Annotated in this window: 23 protein-coding genes and 2 pseudogenes; 9 read left to right on the top strand and 16 right to left on the bottom strand. The window is 59.2% G+C overall.

Going from position 1 to position 19767, the window contains the following annotated elements:
• Positions 1 to 253: 253 nt before the first annotated feature.
• A complete protein-coding gene (locus F561_RS26580; protein WP_019012302.1) occupies positions 254 to 574 on the bottom strand; it encodes a winged helix-turn-helix domain-containing protein in 321 nt (106 codons plus the stop codon).
• Between the two features lie 184 nt (positions 575 to 758).
• Here F561_RS26580 and F561_RS0122920 point away from each other — a divergent pair, with 184 nt between their 5' ends.
• Positions 759 to 2249 (top strand): NADP-dependent isocitrate dehydrogenase, encoded by a 1491-nt coding sequence (locus F561_RS0122920; RefSeq protein WP_051097062.1) that lies wholly within the window; start codon positions 759 to 761, stop codon positions 2247 to 2249.
• A 30-nt stretch (positions 2250 to 2279) separates the two neighbouring features.
• Here F561_RS0122920 and F561_RS26575 read toward each other — a convergent pair whose 3' ends face one another.
• From F561_RS26575 to F561_RS30440, 7 genes are all read right to left on the bottom strand, one after another.
• Complete coding sequence (locus F561_RS26575) at positions 2280 to 3689, bottom strand: glycoside hydrolase family 32 protein (protein WP_019012300.1); 1410 nt, start codon at positions 3687 to 3689, stop codon at positions 2280 to 2282.
• Between the two features lie 5 nt (positions 3690 to 3694).
• A complete protein-coding gene (locus F561_RS0122910) occupies positions 3695 to 4519 on the bottom strand; it encodes a carbohydrate ABC transporter permease (protein WP_019012299.1) in 825 nt (274 codons plus the stop codon).
• An 8-nt stretch (positions 4520 to 4527) separates the two neighbouring features.
• Positions 4528 to 5382: a carbohydrate ABC transporter permease gene (locus F561_RS0122905; RefSeq protein WP_019012298.1), complete on the bottom strand. Its 855-nt coding sequence runs from the start codon at positions 5380 to 5382 to the stop codon at positions 4528 to 4530.
• Between the two features lie 132 nt (positions 5383 to 5514).
• Entirely contained in the window at positions 5515 to 6669 is a 1155-nt protein-coding gene (locus F561_RS0122900; protein ID WP_211214852.1) for an extracellular solute-binding protein, read from the bottom strand.
• 177 nt (positions 6670 to 6846) lie between these two features.
• The gene (locus F561_RS26570) at positions 6847 to 7881 is read right to left on the bottom strand and encodes a LacI family DNA-binding transcriptional regulator (RefSeq protein WP_040381776.1); all 1035 of its coding nucleotides are present in this window, start codon (positions 7879 to 7881) and stop codon (positions 6847 to 6849) included.
• A 218-nt stretch (positions 7882 to 8099) separates the two neighbouring features.
• Complete coding sequence (locus F561_RS26565; protein ID WP_051097059.1) at positions 8100 to 8387, bottom strand: hypothetical protein; 288 nt, start codon at positions 8385 to 8387, stop codon at positions 8100 to 8102.
• Between the two features lie 7 nt (positions 8388 to 8394).
• Positions 8395 to 8802, bottom strand: a complete 408-nt coding sequence (locus tag F561_RS30440; protein WP_157452120.1) for a hypothetical protein — start codon at positions 8800 to 8802, stop codon at positions 8395 to 8397.
• 519 nt (positions 8803 to 9321) lie between these two features.
• Between F561_RS30440 and F561_RS0122885 the strand changes: the two genes are divergently transcribed.
• The 4 genes from F561_RS0122885 (at position 9322) to F561_RS30390 (ending at position 10983) form a co-directional block, all read left to right on the top strand.
• Positions 9322 to 9561, top strand: coding sequence for a hypothetical protein (locus F561_RS0122885; RefSeq protein WP_157452119.1), 240 nt, complete (start codon positions 9322 to 9324; stop codon positions 9559 to 9561).
• A gap of 75 nt (positions 9562 to 9636) precedes the next feature.
• On the top strand, positions 9637 to 10104 hold the full coding sequence (locus tag F561_RS0122880; RefSeq protein ID WP_157452118.1) for a response regulator: 468 nt from the start codon (positions 9637 to 9639) through the stop codon (positions 10102 to 10104).
• Between the two features lie 184 nt (positions 10105 to 10288).
• On the top strand, positions 10289 to 10726 hold the full coding sequence (locus tag F561_RS0122875; RefSeq protein ID WP_019012293.1) for a response regulator: 438 nt from the start codon (positions 10289 to 10291) through the stop codon (positions 10724 to 10726).
• Positions 10727 to 10857: 131 nt separating this feature from the next.
• Entirely contained in the window at positions 10858 to 10983 is a 126-nt protein-coding gene (locus tag F561_RS30390) for a hypothetical protein (protein ID WP_281166616.1), read from the top strand.
• A 1025-nt stretch (positions 10984 to 12008) separates the two neighbouring features.
• Here the strand turns inward: F561_RS30390 and F561_RS26555 are convergent.
• Both F561_RS26555 and F561_RS0122850 read right to left on the bottom strand, forming a co-directional pair.
• Positions 12009 to 12684: pseudogene (locus tag F561_RS26555) on the bottom strand (IS6 family transposase).
• 136 nt (positions 12685 to 12820) lie between these two features.
• Positions 12821 to 13060 carry a WGxxGxxG family protein gene (locus F561_RS0122850; RefSeq protein WP_019012289.1) on the bottom strand — a complete coding sequence of 80 codons (240 nt, stop codon included), beginning with the start codon at positions 13058 to 13060 and terminating at the stop codon, positions 12821 to 12823.
• A 262-nt stretch (positions 13061 to 13322) separates the two neighbouring features.
• Here F561_RS0122850 and F561_RS0122845 point away from each other — a divergent pair, with 262 nt between their 5' ends.
• Complete coding sequence (locus tag F561_RS0122845; protein WP_019012288.1) at positions 13323 to 13802, top strand: hypothetical protein; 480 nt, start codon at positions 13323 to 13325, stop codon at positions 13800 to 13802.
• Positions 13803 to 14118: 316 nt separating this feature from the next.
• Here the strand turns inward: F561_RS0122845 and F561_RS29290 are convergent, their stop codons facing one another.
• The 5 genes from F561_RS29290 to F561_RS29580 all read right to left on the bottom strand — a co-directional run bounded on the left by F561_RS29290 (position 14119) and on the right by F561_RS29580 (position 15235).
• On the bottom strand, positions 14119 to 14283 hold the full coding sequence (locus F561_RS29290) for a hypothetical protein (RefSeq protein WP_019012287.1): 165 nt from the start codon (positions 14281 to 14283) through the stop codon (positions 14119 to 14121).
• Positions 14280 to 14420, bottom strand: a complete 141-nt coding sequence (locus F561_RS29285) for a hypothetical protein (protein WP_019012286.1) — start codon at positions 14418 to 14420, stop codon at positions 14280 to 14282. Before F561_RS29285 ends, F561_RS29290 begins: the two co-directional genes overlap by 4 nt.
• 64 nt (positions 14421 to 14484) lie before the next feature.
• Positions 14485 to 14838, bottom strand: a complete 354-nt coding sequence (locus tag F561_RS0122830; RefSeq protein ID WP_019012285.1) for a hypothetical protein — start codon at positions 14836 to 14838, stop codon at positions 14485 to 14487.
• Entirely contained in the window at positions 14799 to 15059 is a 261-nt protein-coding gene (locus F561_RS0122825; RefSeq protein WP_019012284.1) for a hypothetical protein, read from the bottom strand. The genes F561_RS0122830 and F561_RS0122825 overlap by 40 nt, the downstream gene beginning before the upstream one ends.
• Positions 15059 to 15235 carry a hypothetical protein gene (locus F561_RS29580; protein WP_019012283.1) on the bottom strand — a complete coding sequence of 59 codons (177 nt, stop codon included), beginning with the start codon at positions 15233 to 15235 and terminating at the stop codon, positions 15059 to 15061. Before F561_RS29580 ends, F561_RS0122825 begins: the two co-directional genes overlap by 1 nt.
• 159 nt (positions 15236 to 15394) lie before the next feature.
• Between F561_RS29580 and F561_RS30385 the strand changes: the two genes are divergently transcribed.
• Together F561_RS30385 and F561_RS27540 are read left to right on the top strand one after the other, a co-directional pair.
• Positions 15395 to 15529 (top strand): hypothetical protein, encoded by a 135-nt coding sequence (locus F561_RS30385; RefSeq protein ID WP_019012282.1) that lies wholly within the window; start codon positions 15395 to 15397, stop codon positions 15527 to 15529.
• Positions 15530 to 15733: 204 nt separating this feature from the next.
• Complete coding sequence (locus F561_RS27540) at positions 15734 to 17380, top strand: sensor histidine kinase (RefSeq protein ID WP_019012281.1); 1647 nt, start codon at positions 15734 to 15736, stop codon at positions 17378 to 17380.
• Positions 17381 to 17413: 33 nt separating this feature from the next.
• Here F561_RS27540 and F561_RS0122805 read toward each other — a convergent pair.
• Positions 17414 to 18316: pseudogene (locus F561_RS0122805) on the bottom strand (IS3 family transposase); the annotation flags it as partial.
• A gap of 222 nt (positions 18317 to 18538) precedes the next feature.
• Here F561_RS0122805 and F561_RS26545 point away from each other — a divergent pair.
• The gene (locus tag F561_RS26545; RefSeq protein WP_019012278.1) at positions 18539 to 19354 is read left to right on the top strand and encodes an IS110 family RNA-guided transposase; all 816 of its coding nucleotides are present in this window, start codon (positions 18539 to 18541) and stop codon (positions 19352 to 19354) included.
• The last annotated feature ends 413 nt before the right edge of the window (positions 19355 to 19767 follow it).

Genomic DNA, 19767 nt, shown 5'->3' with positions numbered 1-19767 from the left:
GGCCGAGTCAATCCAGCGCATCTTGGTTCGTCGTGCGTTGGCTGGCCACTGTCCGACCAGTCCGAGACAAATCATCGAGTGGTTAGAAGCAACTGCGCGAGGATGGAATGCACACCCAACCCCCTTCGTCTGGGGCGGAAAAAGAAAGGCTCGCCGTCAGCGAGCCTATGCACGAAGACATCCTCTGGGAGGTTCTGGAGCGCAGACTCTTCAGGTCGTCCAGTGAAAGACTATACCCGTGGCAAGTGACCCACTAGCCCTTGGATTTTGGTGGCCTCCCAGAAGCGAGCAATGCCAGCAGATCACCCACGTTACGGTGAGCTTCCAGTGGGTGGCGTAGGGCAAAATCGGCGTTGACGGTGTAGCTGTTGCGGCGGCCCCTGCGCGTGCGGGTCAGTGTTCCCGACTGTTCCAGGTCGCGCACGATGCGCTGCACGGCCCGCTCGGTAATCCCCACCTCTAGGGCCACCTGCCGCAAGGTGGCCTCCGGTTGCCGTACCAGACACAGCAGGACATGCGTGTGATTGGTCAAAAACGTCCAGTGGCCGGAGGGGAAGTTGGGAGTCAGGGTCATAGGTCTGGGGATGAACTGGAATTCAGTCTAACTGCTTCCCGCACCAGTTCACTCTGCTTGACCTCTCCCTCACTCACTGGTCTGTACGAAGTATAAAACGTGATATACAATACGCGACAAATATTTCGCTAGTATGGGCACAGGCAAGTAGCCCCCTTCTCACCCAGGAGATTTCCCCGTGACCATGACAAACGTGACCCCATCACCCACTCAGCCCATCACCGCCCCCTCTGCTGTGCCGGTTGCCATTGCTCACGGCGATGGGATCGGCCCCGAAATCATGGCGGCCACGCTACGGATTCTGACGGCAGCAGGGGCACGGATCGCTCCGCAGGAGGTGGCGGTGGGGCAGCAGGTTTATCTCGGCGGCGTGTCTTCGGGGGTGGCCCCCGATGCGTGGGACACTTTGCGGCGTACTGGAGTGCTGCTCAAAGGCCCGATCACCACCCCACAGGGCGGCGGCTACAAAAGCGTGAATGTGACGCTGCGCAAGGCACTGGGCCTGTATGCCAATGTGCGGCCTGCACGGGCTTATGCGCCGTTTGTCGCCACCCACCATCCGGCGATGGATCTGGTGATCGTGCGCGAGAACGAGGAAGATCTGTACGCGGGAATCGAGCACCGTCAGACCGATGAGGTGTATCAGTGCCTGAAGCTCGTAACCCGCGACGGCTGCGAGCGGGTGGTGCGCTACGCCTTCGAATACGCCCGCGCACACGGACGGCGCAAGGTCACGGCCATGACCAAAGACAACATCATGAAGCTGACGGACGGCCTGTTTCACCGCGTCTTTGATGAAGTGGCCGCCGAGTATCCCGACCTGCAGGCCGACCACATGATCGTGGACATCGGCGCGGCCCGCCTCGGCGCACGCCCTGAAACCTTCGATGTAATCGTGACCCTCAACCTGTACGGCGACATTCTCTCTGACATCGCCTCAGAAGTGTCGGGATCGGTGGGCTTGGGCGGCAGTGCCAATATTGGAGCGTCAGTGGCGATGTTCGAAGCAGTCCACGGCAGCGCTCCTGATCTGGCGGGCCAGGACAAGGCCAATCCCAGCGGCCTGCTCAACGCGGCGGCCCTGATGCTGACCCATATCGGGCAGGGCAAGGTGGCCCAGCGTATCCAGAATGCGTGGCTGTGTGCGCTGGAAGACGGCCTTCACACCGCCGATGTGGTGGGGCCGCAGACTGTGCAGCAAGTGGGCACGCAGGCCTTTGCCGAGGCGGTGATAGAGCGTCTGGGCCGCCTGCCCCAGCATCTGCCTGCCGTGAGCGGCCTGGGCAATGCCCCGGCAATCAGCGTGCAGGTGGAGTCCCGCCCCCGCGCCGTCAAGCAGTTGGTGGGCACCGATGTTTTTCTGGAGTGGTGGGCGGCTGACCGCAATCCTGACGTCTTGGGCCAGCAGTTGCAGGGAGCAGCCGGCGAGGGATGGCGCCTGGACATGATCTCCAACCGTGGCGTGAAGGTGTGGCCGCAGGGCCTTCCCGAAACGACTTGCGCCGATCACTGGCGCTGCCGGTTTTTGTGGCAAGATCCGGCGCAACCTGTAGGCCACGCTCACGTGTTGGCCCTGTTGGCCAGGGTTTCAGAGCTAGGGTTGGATTTTGTGAAGACAGAGCACCTGTACACCTTTGATGGCCAAGCCGGCTATACGGCGGGCCAGGGGCAATAAACGCAACTTTCCCTGCATCCAGCCCGTTGTTCACGGTGTGCTGGAGTTCAACGACCACAACTCGCCTTGGAACGAGGCAGGCTCCAAGCCACTGACGTGCACGGTCATTTCCCGGATGGCTTCCGAGGGGAACAAGAGGTCACTGATGACGATCCGCCCTGCAGCTGCGAACACTTCCACGGAAGAAGCATCCAAAAAAATATGCAGGTCATGCTGTGTCAGATGACTTGGCAACTTGCCTCGGTGCTCGCCTGAGTAGCCCTCCAACAGGGTGGTGCTGACGGTCGCAGGGCGGCGAACCACGACCTCCTCAAGGACCACTTCGACAGACAGCTCACAGCCAGAGGCGGAGTGAAATTCGAGAATGACACGGCCATCAGGGAGGGCGGGCCACTGCAGCAGCACTTCGTGGGCCTGATGCTCAGTCAGGGAAAATCGGCCTCCTCCCTGCAGATCCGTCCAGTGTTGTCTGAGGGCCTGAAGTTCGGGCACCGGCCGCTGAGCCAAGGTCGGTAGGTCAGGATCGGCGCACACGCACACCTCTCGGGGCAAGGTCATGGCTCCGCGCCAGCCGAGGGTGGGCACGTCGTGGGCATAGCGCCAGTTGCTCATCCAAGCAATCCAGACCCGGCGACCCGTGAGGTCATTCCACGTCAGTGCGGCATAAAAGTCGTTGCCGTGATCCAGCCAGCGAGCGGAGGTCGTAGCAGTGAAATTCTGACCATCGAAGTTCCCCAACCAGTACTGCACCCCAGAGCCGCCGTAAGGGCCTCCGGGGTTGAGATCCACCTTCATTACCCAGTGGGTGCGGCCCGTTTCGTCCTCCAAGGGGAATAAGTCCGGCACTTCCCAGATCCCGCCCGTGAATCCCACGGGGCCAAAGATGCTCAGGGACGTCCACTCCCGCAGATTGCCTGAGCCGTACAGTTCGACTTGTCGCTCCACAGGATGAACGACGACCATGATCCACTGCGCCGACGCCGCGTGCCAGAAAATCTTGGGGTCGCGGAAATCCTGTTTTCCCAGATCAAGTACGGGTTCGTCATGGTAAGTCCAGGTGACGCCTTGATCGAGGCTATAGGCCAGAAACTGTGCCTGGTTATCAGCAGTATGCCCGGTATAGCAGGCCACCAATGGCGGTTGCCTGCCCTGGCCAAAGCCGCTGGTGTTGTGCCAATCGACCACCGCGCTGCCAGAAAACACCTGGTGCTTATGCTCGGGGAGGGCAACCTCTCGCTCCTGCCAGTGCACCAGATCGGTGCTGGTGGCCCGGCCCCAATGCATGTTCGCGTGGCTGCTGGAATAGGGATTGTACTGGTAATACAGGTGGTACAGACCGCCGAAGTAGACCAATCCGTTTGGATCATTCATCCAATTGGCAGCCGGGGTGTAATGAATGTGTGGGCGGTACTGCTCGCGGTCAACAATGTTTTGGGACATCAACCTCAACCCTTTACGCCTGAACCCACCACGGACGCGACGAACCAACGCTGGAAGATCAGGAAGACGATGATCACGGGCAGGGCCATCAACACGGCAAAGGCCGTGACGTTGCCCCAGTACGACTGCTGACTGTTGAAAAATGCCGCCATCGCCACGCTGAGCGGCCTGAATTCCACGCCGCGCGTGACCATGCTGGGCCACAGGTAGCTGTTCCACACGTCCAAGAAACCCAAGATCGCGGTGGTGGCAATCACCGGTTTGCTGAGGGGAAGGCCGATTTTGAAGAGGATGGTCGACAGCTTGGCTCCATCAATCCGCGCGGCTTCAATCAGTTCAGGGGGCAACTTGGAGAAGAACTGATAGAACAAAAAGATGGAGAACGAGCTGGCAATAAAGGGAATAATCTGCACCTGATAACTGTCCAGCCAGCCCAGGCGGCTGACCATCAAGATCAGTGGAATGAGCAGACCTTCACCGGGGATGACGAACAGGGCAATGATCAGGGCCACATAGAGCTTGCGGTAGGAGCCGTACCCCCAGGCCAGCGCAAAGGCCGCCGCCGAGTTGACCAACACACCGAGGCCAACTGTACAGATGGTGACCAAGAGGGTATTGAACAAGTAGCGCAGGAACGGCTGATACGGGTCGGTGATGACTTCCCGGTAATTCTCGAGCGAAAAAGTCGAGGGAAAAAACGCTTTGGCCGTGCCCAACATGCCGCTGATGGCCGCCTCGTCTGGGTTGAGGCTGACGGAGAGCATCATCATCAGTGGGCCAAGCACCAGTACGGTCAGGAGGACGCCAAGAAGCAGACGGAAAACATTCATAGGATCACCTACTCGTTCTTGACGAGGACGCGCTGTAAAATAGCCAGCGAGCCGACAATCACGACGAAAATGACAGCCACTGCTGAGCCGAACCCCACCAGTTGACTGACGTAACCCTGCTGGATCATGTAGCGCACCAGGGTATTGGTGGCCCCCACTGGCCCGCCCCGCGTCAGAATGTCGACCTGCGTAAACAGCTTGAACGCTTGGATGGTGGTGGTAATGAGGATCAGGATGTTGGTGTTGCGCAGTCCTGGAAAGGTGACGTACCGGAATTGCTGCCACGCACTGGCGCCGTCCATGCGCGCGGCCTCGTAGCGTTCGCTGGGAATATCTTGCAGGCCCGCCAAGTACAGCAGCATCTGAAAGGGGAACGTGGCCCAAGCTGACAGCAAAACGAGGGCGGGCATGGCCCACAAGGGACTGCCCAGCCAGTCCACGTACCCTTCGGCGCCAAACGCCTTGATGACGTTGTTGAAGAGGCCGTCGGGGATGCGGTAGAACGCAGCCCAAATCACGATGGTCACTGTGATGGGTGTCATCAGTGGCAAGATCGCCACACTCCGAAAAAACGAGCGGAGCGGGAACGAGCTATTGAGCAAGACCGCGATGCCGAGCGACACTGCACACTGGAAGGGCACCACCAGGAGGGCAAAATACACGGTATTTCTGAACGCCTGCCAGAAGGCCGGGTCACTCAGAACCTGCTGGTAGTTTTGAAAGCCCACAAAATCGGTGGGCACCGGGTTGGGCACCAGGCGCTGATCAGTGAACGAAAGGTAGATCGAGAGGACAAACGGCACCACCAAGAAGCAGAGCAGCAACAGGGTCGCGGGCAGTAGCAGCAACAGTTCTTCGGTCAACGATTGACGGTGTCTTGGCTTGGGTTTGGTTTGAGCAGACCGCACGGGTGGGGAAGAAGTATGCACAGGTTCACTCCTCGTCTTCAGCATGAAGGTGGCCTGGAAAGGGGCCTTTGGCCCCTCCCAAGAAGATCACCTGCTCTTGTTGAAAGGCGGGTAGCCTTTGTTGGACGCAATGTCACGGTCAATTGCGCCCGCAGCTTTGTCCAGTTCAGCCTTCACGTTGGCCCCGTTCAGGATGTTGAGCACCGCGTCGCCGAACGACTTGGAGATCACCGGATAAGCAGGATGAACCGGGCGCACCACAGCGATGCTGCCCGCCTGCTCTGCCATGAGCTCACCTTCACCGCCCTTGCCGTAGACCTTGCTGAGCGGCGTGGCTGACTTGCGCGATGGAATGTAACCCGTGATGTCGGCGTACTGAGCCACCTGCCGGGTGGACATGGCGAAGTTGATGAACGTCCCCGCCTCCTGTTTGCTAACCGAACTTTGCGGCATGGCCCAGCTCCAGCCACCGTTGGGAGACGCCTGCTTATTGCCGCAGAATTTCGGTGCGGGAATCAAGACCAGATCCTTGCCGAGGCCCGCTTTGTGGTCACGCCACATCCAGTTGCCAACCCACACCAAAGCGGCCGATTTGTCCCCGTAGAACCGGTTATCCCCCCCACTTTGCGGCACGATCCAGTTCTTCTTCTTCCAGTCCTGCAGTGTGGTCAGAATCTTGACGGAGGCCGCCGAGTTGAGGGCGCCCGTGGCCTGCCAGGTCTTGCGGTTGATCAGGTCAGCGCCGCAGGATTGCAAGAAGGGCGCGAAGCCGAAGCTGAGCCACTCGCCACTGTAGTTCAACTTCAAGTCCAAGGGCCAGGTCACTCCCTTCACCTTGCTGAGCTTGCTGAGAGCGTCCTGAAACTCAGTAAGGGTCCATGCGTCTTTGACCGTCTTGGGAATTCGGACGCCAGCCTGCTGCAAGTACTTTCTGTTGCCCCACAACAGCACGGTCGAGTCGTAAGGGCTAATGGAGTACATCTTTCCGTCCGGGCTGTAGGTGCCTTGCGCCCGGATGGCCGGCAGCAGGTCGCTAAGCATGGCCTTGTCAAGGTAGGCATCCAGTGGACTCAGCTGACCTGACCACACGTAGTTGGCCATGTTCGGGCCGTCAATCATCACCACATCTGGCAGCTTTTTGCTGAGAAATCCGGCTTTGAGCGCGTCATTGATGTTGGGGATCGGCGTCACCTTCACTGTGATGCCCTTGCTGCTGTACGCCGCATTGAAGGCCTTTTCCAACTGAATGAAGTAGGGCCGCTCAGACTGGCCATCAATAACCCAAGCCGTGATCTGCTTGGCCTGTGCGACTGGAGCAAGTGCGAGTAGGGCCAACGTCAGGGTGAATGTGCGCATAGGTTCCTCCGGCAAAACATGAGATGGCGAGTTGGGATAACGATTTCCCGAAAGCGAAAAAAATTAAGTGGACATAGAGGGGACCTCCCTTGGTGGAGCAGTCGATTGACGGATGATCAATTGTGCGGGCAGACGCCGCACGCGGGGAAACGCTTCTTCGTGGTCTTGGTCTTGGATGCTACGGATCAGCAGCCGGCCCGCCTCGTATCCCATCTCATAAGCGGGTTGGGCCATGACCGTGAGGGGCGGTTCCATCATTTGTACCCAACGGGTGTCGTCCATGCCGATCAGCGACAGGTCGCGGGGAATCGAGAGGCCCAGAGACCGGATGGCCCGGACGACGCCGGCCAGCATCTCGTTAGTCGTCACGACCACCGCAGTCACTGGTTCGCCGAGCTGGAGGAGCTGGTGGGCGGCACGGACCCCACCCTCCTCAGAAAACCCGTCCGAAATCAGGTGCTCGGGCCGCAGGGGGAAACCGTGGTGCTGCATCCGGTCGACGAACCCTTCCTTGCGCTCGACTTCCGTGCTGACCGGTATATTGCCGTAGATCAGGCCAATCTGTCGGTGCCCCAACGCCACCAGGTGGTCGACGGCGCCTGCAACTGCGCTCCGGTTGTCGAGCAAGACGCTGTGACGGCTGTAGGCTCCGAAGGTTCGGTCCACTTCGACCACGGGAATCTGCTGGGCGAGTTCTTCCAAGTAGGGATCCCCAGTGGACGAAGGAATGACGACCAGTCCATCGACCTGATACCCGCTGAAAATTTTGGCGTACATCATTTCACGCTCCAGCGTGCTGCCGTGCCCGGTAACTACTGCGTACCCGTGGTCAAGTGCTGCGTTCTGAATGCCCTGCGCGAGAATGTGATGAAAGGTGGCGATGTCGCCAGCACTCAGGTACCCGATAATGCCAGTCCGCTGTTCCCGGAGACTTTTGGCCAAGCGGTTGGGCTGATACCCCAAGGCTTTGACCGACAGCAGCACACGGTCTTTAAGTTCGGGATCGACATTGCGCACCTCCCGGAGAACCCGGCTCACCGTCGGTACAGAAACCCCGGCATGTTGAGCGACATCGGACAGCTTTGGAGTCCTAGACATCTTAACCTCGGATAACGTTATCTTGTCATTTGACCGTACCATGATCGAAGACGGCCGTCAAGTCACGACTTCTTTGGAGTTGACTGACATCTTACGATTTAAGTCTTGATGCAGTTTTGTGCGTGCTGGAAGGCGTCGATGGCAGCTAAATCGAGTAAAAGCGCCTAGCGACGCACCTCTGGAACGAACGAGAACCGCAGGGTTCTCGCCAAGCCTCCCTAATTTGGCCAGACCTGTGGTGTCCTCACGGGGCTATCCAGATCTTGGAAATGACAGAGGAAAAAGGCCAACGTGAAGAGGCACCACCAGCGAAATACGCCCTGTTTGCTGTGTTGAGCAAAGCCTTCAAGTCCAAAGAGCCCCTTGATGGTTTTGAACGAGGCTTCAACCCGCTCGCGCCCTTTCCCGACCCTTGCCAGATACACGCCGCCGAGATTAAGGTTGGACATCACAAAGCGTTGTTCCGGCTCGTGGTTGCGGTGCAGCCAGACCCAAGAGACACACATGATTTGGTCAAGTCCACAGGGCTTGACCAACTCGCCTCTGACCATGAGATCGCGTGCCTGACGGCCATGCCTCGAACTTGCGTGTAAAACGGACACCCACCACAATGTTTAGGCCGTGAGCGAGCACACCTTGAATAAATTCGATGCTCTCAACCCCCCCATCTGCATGCAGACGGGGACGCCGCTTGCCTGACAGCAGCACAGGAGGAACGGTACGGAGCAACTTCAGGGCCAGTTGTGCAGGGGAAGGCGTCCCTTTCCCCCGCCACACCTGAACCGCCCAAGGCAACCGGAGTTGACCACAACACAGGTACAGCACCATCAGATGGACGCCGTGAACGCTGTTGAAGGTGTGCATCCAGTCGGCAAGGTCAGCGAACTTGCCGCTTTTCTCCAAGCTGGTCAAATCGATCAACAGGTCGAGTCGAGGTCGCTGATGAGGCCGAATTCGCCATCCGCTCCGCAGTAGCTGCAAGGCGTGCTGACGCATCACCCGGCAGAACTGCCGATTGTTCCACGCAGCGTGATTCAGAAAGCGGCTGATGGCCGCCGGTGATTTGACGGTGGCCCGTACTGGCAGGGAGCGGCCAGAACCATCCAGAAGCAGATCAAGAAACACCTTGAATGAGGCCCGGTGCTGCGACCTTGAAAAGCACGTGAGGATGTCAGAATACAGGCGTCTGGAGCGCGGTGCTTTTGGGTCCACACTCCAGTACCTCCGGCAGATTGTTGACGGCGGGGAGCACATGAAACGGCTGGTCGACGATCTGCCAACGCCAACATGTCCTGAGTGTCGAGGGAACCGCCAACCCAGAGACCCGGGCTCGGCGCGTGGTCAAAGTGATTGAGAGCCTACTCGTCACCTGAGCAGCGAGCGTTCTGGGGCGTCAGCCTGCACGTCCTGCTGTTCTTCCACTTCGATCTCTGGGAGGAGGTGGAGACTGCCCTCCCTCTGCCATGGGCCAAGTTAAGGCAACACAACCTCTACAACATGGTGGTGGGCCTGCGCGAGAAGCCCAACTCGGCCCATCCCGTCTCTGCACTGGTCACTGCTCATGCTCACCTCGACCATGCCGTGGCCGCCGCTTACGGATGGGAGTGGCCGCTGACCGAAGACGAAGTGCTGGCCCGGTTGCTGGCGCTGAATCTGGAGCGGGCTACGGCTTCAGTTTAAAACCTGACGACGTTCCGGCTCCAGCTTTGGCTGGCAGGCGGGGGCCGCCCCTTCATCCAGAGGCAATACATTGTTCTGGTGCTCCCTGACCCCTCTGCTCATCCCGCGAGCCGTGCGCTTCGAGTCTTGCTCATTGACGACAGTGCCACCGATCGGCTCTTGGTCGAAGAAGCCTTTGCGCTCACTGACGACCTCATCTGCACGCTGACCACTGCCCCTGGGGGTGCTGAGGCCCTGGCTCGCCTGAGGACCCCTGACGCCGTGCTGCCCGACGTCATTCTCTTGGACATCAATATGCCGCTCATGAGCGGTTTCGAGGTTCTCGCCGCCCTCAAAGCCGACTCACAGCTGGCCGTACTGCCGGTCGTGATGTTCACGGCCTCGCGGAGTCAGGAAGACGTCACGCAGGCGTATACCCTCCACGCCACGGCGTACCTGCTCAAGTCGCCCGCGTTTTATTCCTTTTTGGAACAAGTAGAGGCGTTCATCCGCTTCTGGAGTCGCACCAGCTCACCTCTCCGGTTAAATGTGCCCCGTGACTGAGAAGAGCGTGCTCCCGCGCGCGATAGCTCCAGCCCAACGCCCCAGCTTCGGCTGGCCGGCGGGGACCCTCGTGGTTTTCCCCTCCCTGCAAGAGGGTCGAGAGGGCAGACCGAGCCTGAGCTCCACCTCTTCAGGCTACAGTGGTGCGAATGTGTATCTTCATCTTGCTCTTTAAGGCCCTCTCATGACCCGTGCACTGCGAGTCCTGCTGATTGATGACAATGCCACTGAGCGCCTGCTGGCTGAAGAAGCGTTTGCCCTCACCGATGACCTGATCTGCACCCTGACCATGGCTTCAAGTGGTCCGGAGGCCCTGGCCCGTCTCCGTTCCCCTGAGGCGGTGCTGCCAGACGTGATTTTGCTGGACATCAACATGCCCGTGATGGGCGGCTTCGAGGTGCTCTCTGCCTTGAAAGACGATCCGAAGTTGCTGCTCCTGCCGGTGGTGATGTTCAGTACGTCGCACGCCGAGGCAGACGTGACTCAGGCCTACACCCTGCAGGCCAGTGCGTACTTGCTCAAATCACCGGACTTTCCGCTGTTCTTAAAGCAGGTGGAGACCTTTATCCTGTTCTGGAGCGGCGCCCACTTGCCGCACCGCTCCAAGCGGACGACGCGCTGAAGACCTGAACATCCCTGGTGATTGAGTTGGGACTGACATGCCCCCGCCCCAGCTTCGGCGGGCAGGTGGGGGATTTTTCCTTCTGGTCAACTCCGGTCACACCGCTCATCCATGTGTGGCAGGCTCAGGCCGTGAGTTCGCACGACGCCCACCAGGCCGCCAACCAAGCGCAGCTGCGCCTCCTGCAGGAAGACCTGATCCAGAAAGGGATTCTCACCGCTGCACCGCCGCTGGACCTGTGCGCGAGGAACGCTTGAGCAGCGGCCATGGCAGGGCTACATCCAACCTAGCTGCGAAAGTGTCGAAAGAATGCAGAAGCTAACCTTGCCAGGTGTCTAAAAGCTCTCCTGCTCTCAAATCACATGGTCGATGGACCTGGAGTGTGGTGACCCTGTCCAGAACACAGCTGAATCCCTGATTTCAGTGTGGGCATTTCTTCTGTCTTGGGTTGCAGATCTCGGCTACTCTGTCCGCCATGGTCCGGGGAGACATCAGTCTGAAAATCATTCGTGTCCTGATCGTATTGGGGCTGATTGGTGTGCCGTTGTCTGGCTGGCTCCTGTGGACTTTGGGCGATGAACTGGTGCGCTCAGTGGTTGAACAGGACTGGTCTTGGACAGCAACTTGGGGAGCCGTCCTGGTGATCATATGTTGTGGAATGTGGCGAGTCATTCAAGAGGGCTGGTGGCTGTGGCAGGAAAGTCGGCGCGAGACCTGAAACAAAGGACCCGTCCACTGAGGGACGGGGTGTTGTGGAGGATGGGGAGACCTGCTCATGCGTGGGAGACGGTTTTTTGACCTCTGTATCCGACTTCCCGTCTGTGGAAGGGTCTTACTTCCTTGGCCTCTGGTGCCGTTGATCAGGCGCAGTGAGGGGCTTGGGAGTATCTGGCTTACACAACCACGTTGCTCCGCTGCGCCAAGCCTTGAGCTGGCCTTGGGCCGCCCACCGGAGCGCCGTGGAACGTCCATAGCCGTGGAGCTTGGCCCATTCACTCACTGTGATCGCGGGTAGCGTCAGCCGGAGCTGACGCTGCTGGACGTCGGTGTCTACTTCTCGCAGGGTCTGGATATTCAGTTGTGGCATGGGAGTGTATTTTCACGGTTCTCCCTGAAAACGGTGACAATGATGACGAAACTCCCAACACAAAACCTGTCGATCAGGAATCATGACAGGGCGCTGTGGCTTGATGGGAAGCTTCAGTTCAGCCGAAGCTTGTGGGGAAGGGTTCTGGCAACTTAATCTCGAGCAGGCCAGATCTCACCAGCAGCGGTCTGAACTTCAGACCGCCGCATCCACGGCGCGTTGCCAGGTCAGGTGGGCCTTCGACTGATGCGTTCTTCGATTGCGAGCGGGGACGGTCGTTCGAGTGCGTTGGTGAAGGTTCGAAACGCGGGCGTGCAGAGCCAGAAATTCTTGTGCCCTTCGGGGTTTCTTGAAGCCTCGCTGACTTCGTTCCAGATCCCGGGTGGGCCGGTGAGACTGTTCAATCAGGTTATTGCAGCGCGCAGCGGAAATGACCTGGCTGTGCTCAACGCTGTGGAGCACAGGAAGCGCTCGAATAGCCGCCCCGTAACTTCAGAGGTTGTCCGTTTGGATGACCTCTGGGACGGCAGAGTTGATCAACAGACGCTCAAAGAAGGTCTTGGCTGCATCAGCGTTCCGGTGAGGTTGCAAGAGGATGTCGAGCACTGCACCGGATTCTAGGGCGGCCCACCACAGCCAGTATTTTTTGCCCGCCATATCGACACCCACCTCATCCAGGAACCACCGAGAACCCCGCCAGGGTTTCCGGTGGCGCAGCTCCTCGGTGAGGAGTGGGGCGAAAGGGATGTTCCACTGGCGCAGGGTCTCGTGACTGACCTGTTGGGCCGCGCTGGTGCAGCAATTCCTGAACATCGCGCTCGCTCAAAGGGAAGCGGTGATAAAGCCAAAGGGCGTGCCGAATGATGCTCAGTGAAAAACGGTGTCGGTAGGGCTTGCGGTCAGTTACAGAGAATCAGCCTACTGCGATTAAGTTGCCGGAACCGCCACACTACAGCAGGGAAAAATCAGGCCCGCTCCTACGAGCGGGCCTGAAGAAGCGGATGAGGTTAAGGTCGGTTGGTCGTGCCGGTATAGGGGGTGGTAACCACCCGTTCCGGCTGACGGCGCAGTCCAGCCAGACCTGCCAAGCCCAATAAGCCCAGCCAACCCCAGTCGAAGTCGTTGTTGTCATTGTTCTGGTTGGCCGTGGTGGTATTGGTGGTATCGGTGGTGTCCTGGGCCTGCGCAATGCCAGGGGCCAGTAACAGAGACAGTGCCAGAAGAACAGTCTTGGTTTCAGATTTCATGGGTTGACCTCCAGAGAATGATGTATCCCTTGCCCGAAGGCATGCTCACTGTGTCAAAAAATACAGACCAGAAAAGTTGCTGAGCCTCAGCCTCTCTTGTCTAACTCTGTGGCAAACTTTGATCGACTTGCCGTCGCGCTTGCATTTTGAGTTTCGCCGTGTTGCCTGCGCCTGGGTCGCTCAGCGTGGTTGAGACAGGTTTCGCAAGCCATCTGCATCTGCACCTCACGTGGGCAAGGCTGCTCACCCGCAGACTCGGACCATGTCTGTTTCCCGCAAAGTTCTGCTGTTCACGGGCGCATTGCTCGTGGCTGGTCCTCTTCAGCCTGCTCAAGCCACCGTATTGGAAAAGGCCAAATTCGTGTTCCACCTGGGCGCGGCCTACTACGCCTTCAACACTTGGGTCTGGAAACCTTACCGTCAATACAAATTCCAGGTCGGGGCGGCCAACCAGAGACTCAACATCATTAAGGCGGGTGGAGCCTTGTTATTTGCTGCAGTTCAGGTCAACGCGGCAATCAAAATGACCCGCAACACCCAAGACCCCTTTCTCAGCAAGATCGGGGGGCTACTGCCCAATTTCAGTAAATCGCTCACGGCGGTAGGAAATACGTTGAAATCTGGGCAATTTGATGAACAAGGCATTCAGCAGCTTAATCAGCAGACAAGTCGTCTGCTCGACACGGCTCAGGAACAAGGCCAGACCATCCGTCCTGTCGCCCTCCCCATCCCTGGCCTTTGAAGCTCTGTACAACAACTCTGGAGTAAGCACTGCCCTACGAAGGTTGCTCAGTCTTGGGCAGCATTATCAAAAAGCAATGTCATACTCACCTATCGATCTCTGACCCCTCCAAGGAAAAGCGGTAGGTGGCTCTGCAGTTTAGGGCATCTACTACTGCTCTAGCCCCCTCTGGTTCGTGGATGACGCTCAGCGCCTGCAGGTGTGGATGGTTCAACCTGAAGGCGCAGTTCCCCTTCACCCGTCAGGACATGTCCTCGCCCATTCCGGCGCTCCACGTACCGGGTCCAGTTCTCTTTGATGAGGCGGTGCCAAGCATTCAGAGCAGCAGGGGAGGGGGCCTGCGGCAGGCCGCGGTGAAGCCGGGAAAGCGGTTCGGTCCGGTGACGCGCGCGATGGCCTGTACCAGCGTGGTCGGTTCGGCGTCATTCAACACGCGCAGCAGGTGGTGCTCTAAGGATAAAACCGCAGGATTGATGGTCAACCGTTTTCCCTGGTCATGTCGTTCAGGCTGTGCCGAGCGTTGCGGTAGCTGAAATCGATGATCTCGCCCAAATCTTCGCGCAGCAGCCCTCCAGGTGGGGTGAGCTCTTCGAGTACCCGCAGGCCCTGGGCGGCCAAACCCTAGGACAGCAGCTGGGCACGGATCAGGCCCAGACCCGCGGGCCGATCGACCAGCGCCAGGTCACAGGGGGTGTTTGGCACCAACACCAGGTAGATCTTCGATCCATGCGGCAGGCAGCGCGCCCAGCCCCGGCCAGCAGCCTTCGGGAATGACGAGGCTGACCGTCAATCCACGGATCAGCGCCAGGCCTGCCCACACGGTGAAGGCGTCGTTCAGGCTGGGAACTTCATGCGGTCCAGCTGGAGTACGGGGCGTCAGGCGGGCACGGCCCCGGTCGTAGTAGGGCACCGGATCGGGTTCAGGAACAAATAGACAGGGCAGACTCGCATCATGGGCGTCTCCATCCGGGTCAATGGCCTCTGTCCCATCGTCACTCAGGGTCGAGCCCAGCCGCTCCAGCGTGCCCCGGTCCATGACATTGGGGACTCCCACTGCTCGGCCTGCACGTGATAACGCTGTGCCTGAGGTTCGTGCTCGAACGCGGCCTCCAGCTCATTCAAGAGCTGCACGAAGCGCTGCTGCCACTCGCCGGGCATGCTCTGAAGCAACGTACGGGGCCGCACCAAATAGTTGGCGTACGTCAGGCCGAAGTACTCGTGGATCGCCTCATCTCCGGGATGCAGGTCTGGACGCATCAGGCTTCTCCCACCGTGATCTGGACGGCAGGCGTGGGCCAGAACAGACGCCACCAGGGACGCACCGTCACGGTCTGGGTGGACAGGCGGCAGCGCGGGGAGCAGGCCATGGGGTGCCAGGCCTCGAGGCGCTCGGCCATCTTGACCGGCAAGCCCCGGTAGATGCCGTCCAGCACTTCCCCTGATTGAGGGTGGCGGTATGGGTCGTGGGGTGGGGATCAAGTCCAAGAATGATCATGGCGTCCTCCAGTAGATGTGTGGCGCCGAACCCCCACCCACGCAGGTCTGTTCTGGATTGGGCCCGGAGGCAGCCTGGTCTCAAGCGAAGAGCAGCGGTGTGGTGCCTGGCGAAAGCCCTGGCCTTGGTCGAAGCACACGGCCTGCTGGAGCTGCGCCCGGTCGGGAATCTGGTGCTGTTCCGGGCAGCCAAGAAAGAAAAGCGCGGATACGTCACCGCCTCTGGGCATTGACTGCCGCTCACTTCATCAAGGCAGACCGGCTTTGGACTTGGAGCCCCGGTCTGGGCCCTTTCCGACCAGCAGACAAATCTTAGCCAGAACCAGGTCCGCAATCCTCAATTAACGAAGAGTAAGATATCTCACACTCCTCCCCCCATCACAGCGGTTTTTTGGCAGTCTGGAATTTTGTAGCGACCTATCATAGGAATAGACCTCATGAATCCTTTAATGGGACACTACAACCCATCACTGGTGCTGTTGTCCGTCCTTGTGGCGAGCTTGGCCTCTTATACGACTTTGAATGTCGCCGCCCGCGCCGAAAACCGCACGCGACATCCCTTCACCCTTCCGCTACTCTTCAGTGCGCTGGTCATGGGCCTGGGCATCTGGGCCATGCACTTTATCGGCATGCTCGCGCATTCTCTGCCGATTGCTGTGCAGTACGACCCCGCCCTAGTGGTGGTGTCGGCGGCCGCCGGCATCTTCGGCGCGGTGCTGGCCCTGTGGACGGTGCGTGGCCCCACCGTCACCCCACGCACCCTGGTGCAGGGCGGACTGCTGCTGGGCCTAGGTATGGCGGGCATGCATTACCTGGGTATGGCAGGCATGCGGCTGAGCGGCCACCTAACGTATACACCCTTGTCGGTGGTCCTGAGCTTGCTCATCGCTATCAGCGCCGCAACCGTGGCCCTGAAACTGGCCCAGCACTTTGTCACCGATGCCCATCAGCGCTGGCGTGTGCTCGCTGCTCTGGTGTTAGGTGTCGCCATCGCGGGCATGCATTACACCGCCATGTCCGGCACCACGGTCCACGTCATCGGCACACAGCTCTCCGGAGGCAGTCAGTTGGCTCAAACCCAGTCGCAGGCTCTGCTGGCCCGAAATGTGGCCCTGGTTTCCAGCCTGCTGATGGTCTTGGCACTAGGGACGCTAGTGATTGAGCGCCGGTTGGCGCTTCAGCGGGCCGCCACCCTAGAGTCGCAGCGGCAGAACAGGGAACTGGAGTTGCGGGTGGCGCAGCGCACAGCGGAACTGGTTGCGCAGAGGGACGCGCTGTATCAGGCTAAAGAGGAACTGCGCCGCAGCAACGCGGAACTCGAACGCTTTGCGTATGTGGCCTCGCACGATCTGCAAGCGCCGCTCCGCAGTGTGGTCAGTTTTGCCGAGCTACTCGAACGGCGGTATCAAGATCAACTGGATGAGCGCGGACGACTTTACCTACACCAGATCCACGCGGGTGGTCAGCACATGAAACAGTTGGTGGATGACCTGCTGACATTCAGCCAGGTAGGCCATGGGCGGCAGACGCCGATGCCAGTGGACACCAACGCGTTGATCAAGCATGTCTTGTACCGGCTTCAGCTTGATCTCGATGCCCTGAACGCACAAGTCAGTTGCGGGCCGTTGCCCACAGTGCTCGGCCACAACACTCCGCTGGACCAGCTGTTCAGCAATCTGATTGGAAACGCCATCAAATATCAGCGCCCGGGCCTAGCCCCTCACGTGGAGGTTGGCGCAGAGTGCAGCGGCACAGACTGGGAATTCTACGTCCGGGACAATGGGATCGGCATTGAGGAACAGTATTTTGAGCGGATTTTCGAGGTGTTTCAGCGCCTCCATAGCAAGACGGAGTATGCGGGCACCGGCATTGGTCTGGCGCTGTGCCGCAAAATTGTGGACAGTTATGGCGGAAGGCTCTGGGTGAGCAGCACGCCAGGTCAAGGCAGCACCTTCCACTTCACCTTACCGGGGGTAGACCGTGCACTGACCGCTCTGCCAGAGAGCGCCGCGGCCACAACGACGTCTGCGGACTCTTCTGTCCCTGAACTTGCCGGACGGCCGCTGAAAATCACCTCAAGCTGAGAATGGGCTTGAGTCGGTCTTGCGCACGTCTGGTTAAGCCACCTGAGCTTGGCGCTCGAACTCGTGTGGTGTCAAGTAAGCGAGTGTGGAATGGCGGCGTTGTCGATTGTAGAAGACTTCAATGTATTCAAAGATCGCTTGACGAGCTGCAGTTCTGCTTTCAAAGGGAGCCGTGTCCAGCAGCTCCCGTTTCAGGGAGCTGAAAAAGCTCTCCAGAACGCTGTTGTCCCAACAATTACCCTTCCGGCTCATGCTCCCTTGCGCACCGATGCGCGTCAATTCGGCTTGAAAAATTTTACTGACGTATTGACTTCCACGGTCGCTATGGTGGATCAAGCCAGGCGGAGGTTTCCTTGTCCCCACCGCCATTTGCAAAGCTGTCAAGGGCAAGGTTGCTGGCATCTGGGCTTCCATGGCGTACCCCACCACCGCCCGCGAATGCAGATCAAGTGTGACGGCCAAATACAGCCATCCCTCCTGGGTGGGAATAAACGTCAAATCAGAAGCCCACACTGTATTGGCGTACTGGACGGCAAATTTTCGGTTCAACACGTTGGGGCAGACCGCACAGGTGTGTTCACTGTCCGTCGTGCGGACGAATCGTCGCTTTCCCTTGGCCCGCAGGCCAGCAACCCGCATCAAGCGCGAAATTCGCTTTCGGGAAACATGTTGTCCTTCAGCGCGCAGATCGGCCTGAAGACGAGGCGCACCGTAGCGCCCTTTGCTGGCTTGGTGAAGCTCATGGATGCGCTGCTGAAGCAGCGCATCCTGCTCAGCGTGTGAGGAGGTGGGCCTTCTCTGCCAGCTGTAGAACGCACTGGTGGACACGTCTAGCACCCGGCACAACACGTTCAACGAGTACTGACTGCGCCACTGTTGGATCAACACGTATCTCAACGTGTGGTCTCTCTGGCAAAGAAGGCCGCGGCTTTTTTTGTGTGTTGGGCCAGGTCCGTCATAATTCGGATGGTCAGGTCTACCCCAGGTCAACAAGCCAGTGCTTTTTTCGAGCCTTCCAAGGCCGCATCCTAGATCTGGCCGACCTGGGCTCTTTCTCTGCAACGCTGAACCCTATCCGAGGCCGACGAGCCTGCACCACAAGAACAGTGCCGAGAAAGACTGTGCCTGACACGCTTCGCCCAGCTCAGGAGGTGCAGCATGTTGGTGCTCGGCATGGATATTGGGAAACGAGAAGTGTTCGTTCAACTGCAAGACGCCGCCGGAACTTCGCTCGGTCAGCGTGGCCCCCTGGCCAACACACCTGCCGGACTTCAACAGTTGAGCGACTGGGCTCGCAAGTGGGCTGAACTTGCAGAGCTTCACGTGGTGATGGAGGCCACCCATGTGTACAGGGAGCGCTGCGCCCATCACTTTCAATCGCTCGGTTGTGTCGTGAGTGTAGTCAACCCCACGCAGATCAAGTATTTTGCCCGTTCCGTATTGCGCCGGGGGAAAACCGACGCGATGGATGCGGAGCTGATCGCGCGGTATGGCGTGGTGATGCACCCGGGCAGTTGGACGCCACCCAGCACCGCGTTGAGCGACCTGAAACAGCTGACTCGAGAACGGGAAGCCGTTCTCGTCCGCCGAACTCAGGAACAGAACCACCTCCAAGCCTTGCAAGACGCCCATCGTGCTTCGGAGACCGTCGTCAAGCTCACCCAGCAGCGGTTCGACCTCATGGTTGGGCAAGTCGGAGAGATTGAGGCTGCGATGCGAGCGCTGATGGAGGCCGATGAGACGTTGTCGCAGCAACTGAAGTTGCTGCTGAGTGTGCCAGGGTTTGCCTTCGTGGCGGCGGCGACGATTGTGGCCGAGACCGTGGGATTTGCCCACTTGGACACCGGACGAGCAATCTCGGCGGCCGCAGGCATGGCGCCTTCCCCACACCAGTCGGGATCCAAACGCGGTCAAGGACGGATTTCTAAGACCGGCAATGCCCGCCTGCGGCGGATCGCGTATCTCTCGGCCTGAGGGGCGTCAAAATCAAACAGCCGAATGCGCACCTACTATCGCCATTTGCGGGACACCGGCAAGCCGGCCAAAGTGGCGTTGGTCGCGCTGGGACGCAAGCTCTTGATCACCGGGTTGGCGGTCGTAAAATCTGGGCGGCCTGATCAAGATGACTTTTGCCGTTCTCAAGACGGAGCTGGCCCAACACCGACAACCGCCCAGCCAAAGACTTGACAATCCATTCGCGACACCCTCGTATAACATTTCATTGGGACACAGCACGGCAGATCGTGACACCCTAGATCCTTCAGATCGTTAGATAGCAGGGTCGCCGTGTTGTCCTGTTCACTCTTGAGCCCGAACGGTTGTTGGAGCAAAACTCGCATCACGAGAAAGGGCAGGTGTGAACGCGTCCCAGAGGAGGCGTGCCGTGT

This window comes from Deinococcus aquatilis DSM 23025 (assembly GCF_000378445.1).
GTDB lineage: Bacteria > Deinococcota > Deinococci > Deinococcales > Deinococcaceae > Deinococcus > Deinococcus aquatilis.
Note: the sequence above shows the minus strand (reverse complement) of the source record. Positions and strands in the feature narration are given on the sequence as shown.

Coding starts and splice junctions, on each gene's coding strand:
- F561_RS26580 (WP_019012302.1), bottom strand. CDS start 574: ATGACCCTGACTCCCAACTTCCCCTCCGGCCACTGGACGTTTTTGACC.
- F561_RS0122920 (WP_051097062.1), top strand. CDS start 759: ATGACAAACGTGACCCCATCACCCACTCAGCCCATCACCGCCCCCTCT.
- F561_RS26575 (WP_019012300.1), bottom strand. CDS start 3,689: ATGTCCCAAAACATTGTTGACCGCGAGCAGTACCGCCCACACATTCAT.
- F561_RS0122910 (WP_019012299.1), bottom strand. CDS start 4,519: ATGAATGTTTTCCGTCTGCTTCTTGGCGTCCTCCTGACCGTACTGGTG.
- F561_RS26570 (WP_040381776.1), bottom strand. CDS start 7,881: ATGTCTAGGACTCCAAAGCTGTCCGATGTCGCTCAACATGCCGGGGTT.
- F561_RS26565 (WP_051097059.1), bottom strand. CDS start 8,387: ATGTGTGTCTCTTGGGTCTGGCTGCACCGCAACCACGAGCCGGAACAA.
- F561_RS0122875 (WP_019012293.1), top strand. CDS start 10,289: ATGACCCGTGCACTGCGAGTCCTGCTGATTGATGACAATGCCACTGAG.
- F561_RS0122850 (WP_019012289.1), bottom strand. CDS start 13,060: ATGAAATCTGAAACCAAGACTGTTCTTCTGGCACTGTCTCTGTTACTG.
- F561_RS0122845 (WP_019012288.1), top strand. CDS start 13,323: ATGTCTGTTTCCCGCAAAGTTCTGCTGTTCACGGGCGCATTGCTCGTG.
- F561_RS0122830 (WP_019012285.1), bottom strand. CDS start 14,838: ATGGACCGGGGCACGCTGGAGCGGCTGGGCTCGACCCTGAGTGACGAT.
- F561_RS0122825 (WP_019012284.1), bottom strand. CDS start 15,059: ATGCGTCCAGACCTGCATCCCGGAGATGAGGCGATCCACGAGTACTTC.
- F561_RS27540 (WP_019012281.1), top strand. CDS start 15,734: ATGAATCCTTTAATGGGACACTACAACCCATCACTGGTGCTGTTGTCC.
- F561_RS26545 (WP_019012278.1), top strand. CDS start 18,539: ATGTTGGTGCTCGGCATGGATATTGGGAAACGAGAAGTGTTCGTTCAA.